Source organism: Paenibacillus campinasensis, assembly GCF_002272015.1.
In the GTDB taxonomy this organism is placed as follows: Bacteria; Bacillota; Bacilli; order Paenibacillales; family Paenibacillaceae; genus Paenibacillus_AQ; species Paenibacillus_AQ campinasensis.
Genome location: NZ_NPBY01000074.1, coordinates 47,661 through 54,726 on the forward strand (window position 1 = coordinate 47,661; position 7,066 = coordinate 54,726).

At 42.7% G+C, this 7,066-nt stretch carries 8 protein-coding genes; 7 read left to right on the plus strand and 1 reads right to left on the minus strand.

Annotated elements, in window-relative coordinates; translation table 11 throughout:
- The first annotated feature begins 6 nt into the window (after positions 1 to 6).
- From CHH67_RS21440 to CHH67_RS21470, 7 genes are all read left to right on the plus strand, one after another.
- Positions 7 to 390 carry a DUF1257 domain-containing protein gene (locus CHH67_RS21440; protein ID WP_095267418.1) on the plus strand — a complete coding sequence of 128 codons (384 nt, stop codon included), beginning with the start codon at positions 7 to 9 and terminating at the stop codon, positions 388 to 390.
- A 5-nt stretch (positions 391 to 395) separates the two neighbouring features.
- Complete coding sequence (locus CHH67_RS21445; RefSeq protein ID WP_095267419.1) at positions 396 to 596, plus strand: DUF2997 domain-containing protein; 201 nt, start codon at positions 396 to 398, stop codon at positions 594 to 596.
- Between the two features lies 1 nt (position 597).
- A complete protein-coding gene (locus CHH67_RS21450; protein WP_095267420.1) occupies positions 598 to 1,158 on the plus strand; it encodes a 4Fe-4S single cluster domain-containing protein in 561 nt (186 codons plus the stop codon).
- Between the two features lie 14 nt (positions 1,159 to 1,172).
- Entirely contained in the window at positions 1,173 to 1,730 is a 558-nt protein-coding gene (locus CHH67_RS21455; protein WP_095267421.1) for a hypothetical protein, read from the plus strand.
- A 109-nt stretch (positions 1,731 to 1,839) separates the two neighbouring features.
- Positions 1,840 to 2,406: a hypothetical protein gene (locus CHH67_RS21460; RefSeq protein ID WP_095267422.1), complete on the plus strand. Its 567-nt coding sequence runs from the start codon at positions 1,840 to 1,842 to the stop codon at positions 2,404 to 2,406.
- A gap of 116 nt (positions 2,407 to 2,522) precedes the next feature.
- The gene (locus tag CHH67_RS21465; protein ID WP_095267423.1) at positions 2,523 to 3,068 is read left to right on the plus strand and encodes a hypothetical protein; all 546 of its coding nucleotides are present in this window, start codon (positions 2,523 to 2,525) and stop codon (positions 3,066 to 3,068) included.
- Positions 3,065 to 3,691 carry a hypothetical protein gene (locus CHH67_RS21470; RefSeq protein ID WP_095267424.1) on the plus strand — a complete coding sequence of 209 codons (627 nt, stop codon included), beginning with the start codon at positions 3,065 to 3,067 and terminating at the stop codon, positions 3,689 to 3,691. Before CHH67_RS21465 ends, CHH67_RS21470 begins: the two co-directional genes overlap by 4 nt.
- 296 nt (positions 3,692 to 3,987) lie before the next feature.
- Here CHH67_RS21470 and CHH67_RS21475 read toward each other — a convergent pair whose 3' ends face one another.
- Complete coding sequence (locus CHH67_RS21475) at positions 3,988 to 4,434, minus strand: PBECR3 domain-containing polyvalent protein (protein ID WP_095267425.1); 447 nt, start codon at positions 4,432 to 4,434, stop codon at positions 3,988 to 3,990.
- Between the last annotated feature and the right edge of the window lie 2,632 nt (positions 4,435 to 7,066).

The window sequence follows — 7,066 nt, forward strand, 5'->3', positions numbered from 1 at the left end:
GCATCCATGTCACATTGGGTAGAGAAGAAAACGAATTTCGTTGATATTGAAACGCTTGCTGAAGCTTGCAAACTGATCGGTTTGACCCTGACGGAAAATGAACGAGCGCGGGGCTGGAACGGCAACTCGATAAAGGCTGAATATGTGATCAAGCTAAAGGGGAAGTACGACATTGCATTCATTCAAAAAGATGGACGCTGGGATATTAGCGCAGACTGGTATGACGGCTCCGTGGAGAAAGCAATTGGCAAAGACGGAAACAATCTGAAACAAGCGTATACCGCCGCAGCAGCTCTGAAGGTTGCGAGAGCCCATGGTCATCCAGTAGAGATGCAACGTACGGACAACGGGGAAATTAAGCTTGTGCTAACAGTTGGAGCGAGGGGGTAGCCGGTATGGAAAAAAAGATCGAGATCGTATGTAAGAAAGACGGGACGTTCACCATTGAAGCATTCGGTTTCGAGGGGAATAGCTGCGAACAAGCGACGGCTCCATATGAGGAGGCGCTTGGCGGCGAAACGATCGAAAAACAGCGGAAGCCGGAATTCTTCAACGTTAATGCCGCGAATCAAACGACGAAGGTGAACGGTGGTTAATATGAGAATCCATTCCTTTACCCCAAGCACATTCGTAAACGGCCCCGGGAACAGGGCGATGATCCATACCCAAGGATGCACGTTGGCTTGTCCCGGTTGCTTCAATAATTCCACGCATTCCAAGGATGGAGGGAAAGAGGTGTCCGTCCCGGATCTAATTCAGCGAATTCCGGCCGATGTTGATGGGGTTACGATCAGCGGCGGCGAACCCTTTCTTCAGCCGGAGGACTTATTGGAATTGGTCACGGAATTGCGTGAAAGGGTTGATTCCATCGTCGTATTCAGCGGGTTTTACCTTCGTGAGATTCAAAAAATGCCCCTCGGCCAGAAGATTTTGGGACAAATTGACGTGCTGATCGATGGGCGCTTTGAGATCGAGAACATAGCTCAAAACGGCGTGAGGGGATCGGAGAATCAAACGATACATCTTCTGACAGAACGACATTGCCGGGAAGAATTCGAAGAAAGGAATGTCGAGATCATCATTGACAATGAAGGGAAACTTATCATGACGGGATTCCCTCCTGAAGAGATTCGACAAGGGATAGGAAGCCTTACCTAGAAAGGTAGCGAACGATGGATAGACGAGCGCAGTTACAAAGAAAAATTGTTTGGCAGGTCGTAATTTTAATTCTTCTTGTTTTCGCACCAAACGTTATTCGTTTGATGGCTTCCTCGTTGGATAGTGGATCATCTGATAAAGCCAATCTTGAGGAAGTCCTTTTGACTGTTCAATCGTTTGGGCTAGTGATATTTACAGTTTTGATTGTTGTAAGTTTCTATAGAATGTTTCAAATCGTATTAACCGGAGGAGGAGATCAGGCAGCGCGGGCTGCGGCTTATGAATCTTATACCCAACGACTGGCTGAAGAAGCCCAACCGGACTTAGCTGATTCACTAGAAAGCATGTTGGCTTCGAATGAAGGAACATCCGAAAGTTCTACCTCTCGTACTGTTAGAGAACAGGGTCCTAGTTCATATCAGGAGGAAGATAAGTCGGTGCAGGCAGTTCCCGATGATGCTGTTATGCGAGTGATCAGGGAGGGAGAATACGAGTCGAATAGCAGCGAGGATGTAGTAAAAGAAGATCCGGATATCAAGCGGATAATACGTAGTTCGGTGGTTGAAACATGAATTCATCGAAGAGAGCAGCGGATAAACGGCGTACAATCGTTTTTTCTAATCATGACGGGATTCCCTCCTGACAAGGAATAGGGAACCTTGCCTAGAAAGGTAGCGAACGATGGATAGACTAGCGCAGTTACGAAGAGAACTTATTCTGCAAGTAATAAAATTATTGCTCATAATTTTCGCACCAAGCGTTATCAATTTGATAGCTTCCTCGGGGGATAGTGGATCATCTGATAAAGCCAATCTTGCTAAAATGCTGGCGGAAGTCCTTTTGATTGTTCAACCGTTTGGGATAGTGATATTTACAGTTATGATTGTTGTGAGTTTCTGTAGAATGCTTCAAATCGTATTTTCCGGAGGAGGGGATCAGGCAGCGCGGGCTGCGGCTTATGAATCTTATACCCAACGACAGACTGAAGTTGTCCAACCGGACTTAGCTGATTCACTAGAAAGCATGTTGGCTTCGAATGAAGGAACATCCGAAAGTTCTACCTCGCGTACTGTTGGAGAACAAGGTTCTAGTGCATATCAGAAGGGAGAGTCGGTGCATGCAGTTCCCGTTGATGCCGTTATGAGAGTGATCAGGGAGGCAGATCACGAGTCTAATAGCAACGAGCATGTAGTAAAAGAAGATCCGGATATCAAGCGGATAATACGTAGTTCGGTGGATGAAACATAAATTCATCAAATAGAACGGCATGAGGCCATGCTACAGTTCAAATAAACGTTTCTGTCTGCTCTGAGGGATGCCGCTCTACCATGAAAAAAAGTCTTTTGCATAGAAGGTGACGAACGATGGACCGTCTTATTTATGAAAGAACCAAAATAATCACACTCATATTTTTATTAATTTTAGTACCAATTGCTCTCAAAGTGCTGATCCCTTTATTGTTTAGCGATTTCTTAAACAATACATCAAAAATAAGTCAAGCAATTAAGATCATAATAGAACCAGGGCTCACGATTGTTTTTGTGGTGGGAGCAGTCATCATTGCTTGTCAGCTAACTTTAAATGAAATCAAGCGCATGACTTCAAATCTAGAAATAAGTTCGTTCCCAGATCAGCAGAGGGGCACAGCATCTCAACCTGAACAACCCGATCTAGCGGATACCTTAGAGACATGGCATTCCCAAGAAGAATCTTCCGGAAGTTCTGGATCGGTTGAAGAACATCCTTCTAGTTCATACCAGGAGGAAGATAAGTCCGTGCAGGCAATTCTCGATGATTCCGTTACGCGAGTGATCAGGGAGGGAGAATACGAGTCGAATAGCAGCGAGCATGTAGTAAAACAGGATCCGAATATCACGCGGATAATTCATAGTTCGGTGGATGAAACATGAATACATCGAAGAGAGCAGCGGATAAACGGCGTACAATCGTTTTTTCTAGGATGAGCATAGTGGACATGCTTGATCGATCGGAAATGAAATCGTTAAGGGATCATGTCATCGCGGGAATTGAGGCTTCGGAGCCGGGAACGATCCTTTGTTTGGACCTTTTCGATATTAATTGGATCAACAGTTCGGCGGTAGACGAAGTTATCGGAAAAGCACTTGCTCATTTAAGAAAGTCCAAGCTGGAAGTGTTTTTGTATTTGCAGATCGAAAATAACTCCTTTGAGCATTTCTTTAACATCGAGCGTGCTCTGAGGGATGCGGATCTACCATTGATGGTCAATGTAAATAATAGGTCTTTTGCTTTGATAGGACCTTTGCAATCTTATCTGAAAGATTTTCTATTTTATGTGTACTCCCGCGGTCAGACAGGCGTTACTTCCGCAATTGCATCTATTGATCTAGCAATTAACAAGCACAAATGCAGCACTTATTTAGGCAAGCTGTTTGACTTGCGTCTCATTATACGAGTCAAACAAACCACGCAAGTAGGATATGAATACATCTACTATCCCTTGTTCGGAACTGATCTGATGCCGCCGGCTGCCGGTGAGGTGTGTAAGAACTAGCGAACACATGTTCGCAAAATCCGTATTTTGTACATATGTCTGTAATAGTTGTGCAGCTCTTTTCCCCATATATCTCAATAAAAAAAGACCTCATTGAGAGGTCTTTTTGTCTGGATCATAGCAGGGCGGCGTATCCTGATCTCTGGTAACTTACCTAAGCTGGTAAGCGCGTGGGGAACCTTTCCCACCTCAATGATCCATGTTATACATTATGAATGTTTCGTAACTTATTATACGTGGTATCTGTTACATATTACGTATCATATAATACAATACAACCCGTTCACAGTCAAGCATCAGGAGGCTTCGGAAGCCCTCATTGTAGATTTATATGGTACTAAACGTCCACTTCCAAGACGTTTGCTTACTTTGACTTCACCATTATCGAGTTCGTAAAAAGACGATAGAAACAAGTATCCGGTAGGATCAAGTTTTATCGCGAGGAGCAAATGAGGATTTATAACCTTAATTAGTTCTATGCTATCGGGGACTTTTGGATTTTGACCAATATAATCTGGATTACTAATCATGTTAGGAATAAGGTGACCGTGCTTTTCAAGAATCCCAGGGTGCTTTTTTAGGATGTGTTTGATGGCACCAGGGTACATTTTAACCTCTGACTCCGGAAACCGAATCCCCGTTAATTTATCTATAGCCTCAATATCTAATTTCCCTACTGTCTGGATCTCTTTTGAATGAAGATTTAGGGAATATGTTACTTCATCTCCTTTTAAATTGCTCATATTTAGGCCCCCTTATAAGTTCGTTAGAAGACTAATTCTTTCGGAAATATATCAAATAATGTTGGCTATCATTAACCCATCATTTTAGCATCAATAGTAAATTGTGCCACTCATAAATTGATAACAGTTAATAATAGATATCTGAGGTGGTTAGGATCTTTGCTAAACATAATTTATTATAAACGAGGAAATAGAACGAAAGTAACATACAAAAATGCCGCAAAAATCGCGGCATTTTTGTATTCTTTATGTATATGTTTAAGCTATTAATGTCCTCTTAATAATTATACCCCATTTTCCTTGAGTGGTAACCTTCTAAGTAGAAATTTATATCAGTTACCCAACTCACTAAAGCACAGGAAACTTCTATTCCTCTCTCCGGCCCTGCAAACACTAGTGAGAAAGACAGAAGGAACATAAATATACGTTCCTTCTCCTTCTCAAGCAGTTTTATACCAAGAACGGTCTGATACATTAAAAGTATACTCCAATAAGCACAAAAAGATTCACATAACATGGATAATTAATCTCATTCATAGAATATGGGTATTAATACCTAGTTACATTTTCCCAAATTTCGACTTTATTTTGCTAGAAGGGTATGGTATTATATTCAACAAGGAAATATTTAAAACTCTGTCATCAATTAACTGAATATAAAAAAGCCATCAAGTTCAGGCGGTTTTAAGAAGCTGGGAACTTCTTAAACTGCTCATCCGATAAGAGACATCGGGAACAGGCCAAACTCAATGACTTTCTTAACGTATTTACGTTAATTATACCAAAATTCTTTGGGGTTATCAAGGTTAAAGAGGTATATTTGAAAGCACATTGTGCAGGTTTTTTGTTACATAATCTGGTCTGACAGCCCTGCGTCTCTTCCCTATTTCGGATGAAGATGCAGGGCTTTTATATTTCCCATTTAATACCTGATGACAGTAAAAAACCTAGCTTACCAGGCTAGGTTAACAAAAATCGCTTTGAGAGAATTTACTAAACGGTTGAGTTGGATCTACCAAATCCATTCAACCTGGTTGATCTAAGTTACCAGCTTAGATCACCACAAGAGATGTAACGGCAGGTGAGCTGCTACCAACAGTTCCTGCAAAAAACAAGAGGCCAAAAACTACCAAGAACCCAAGAACCCAAGAACCCAAAAACCCAAAAGCACATGAAGCATTTTTTGAAAAAATGTACTTTCATGGGCCTGCTTTCTTGTTGTCTAAAATCTGTCTATGCAAAGATTATAACAAGCATTTGATAGATTTTCAACAAGAATAATTCGTACTATAGACCTTATTTCGACAAATTACTACATACTTTTCGCCTATAAATAAGCGAAAACAAGGATCAGATTATTTGCGGTATTCGTAGAGAAAATGCTTCAAGCAACTCTATTGAATCATAGATAAAACTCAAAACAACTTTATATAGCGGCGTTTGGTACATTTTAACAAAAAAATGATCACCAAAGGCTTAGTTTCCTATTGTCTTTTTTAGGATAACGTAAGCCGGGTCAGATCCTGCCATCTGCGTGGTTATGCAACAAATGTGACAGGAGCACACGTAAAAAACTGTCCATCGTACAGGAGGGCGCCTTACCCCAAGTGTACGGTTATTTCCGGGTTGCCACGTCGAGCCGTGGCCACTAGCCCCTAACCAGGGCCAAGTGAAGCCGGCTTAGCTTCCGTTTACCTACTGTCGGGAGACACTAGCAAGATCGGAAGCATATGTAAGGCAATAACGAAGTGTACTCCGATGCCGTGTGACTCCATGGTGGGGTACGACCGTTCCGAACAGTACGTAGTAAATTACCGATGGAACCTTGCTGGAAACCGTTCAAGGGAGGTAAGACTACGGTTTGAGAAGCAGCTGTAAAAGCTATGGTGGCGGATCGCCACATAGGAACCGTAAGCGATCCAGAGCTAAGACTCTATAAAGCAGTTGGCGCTATTCAGCGCGTGGGTAGAAACAATTCCGGCAACCAGTCGCCGATTCATTAGTGCTGGTCCCTTATTTCTTTCTACCGCACCTTATCCCGAGAGGCGGCCATCGATGCTGCTTATTTTTTTGCACCCTTTCTCGGGATAAGGTGAATTGTGTCCACTTCCCCCAAAACCATTCAAAAAAGAAAATGTTCTCCTTAATGAACCTGCAATTCACCTTAACGAAGGGGTGGGTGTGGGGAGAAATGTTTTATTATTTGAAACGCATAGCGTTTCTACCTTTTATAACGGAGCTGTGGATAATCTTTATCTATATATCTTTTATCCACAACCGCGACATTTTATACGTGTTTAGAGCAAAACAACTAATCTCTATTTGAGATGATTAGTTTGAGTAAGGCAGTTAAGGATTGGGTTGTCTAATGTTCGGAAAGTTGTGGTGGATGAGGCCTCGGCGTCAGTAAAAAGCAGCTCGTGCGGCTGAACGTGTAGAAGAACCGGAAGAGACCGGTGGAAATCCGCAAGGAGTGTTGGAGCAGTGAGCATCTCTCTCCCCTGCTGTTTGGCCATACCTGGACGTCGTTGCGGAGCCAGAGCGATTGTAGGCGGGCAGGTCCCAGCTGCAGGAGGAAAGCAGCTCGTGTTGTTGACCGTGATGAAGAATCGGAAGAGGCCGGCGGAGAGCC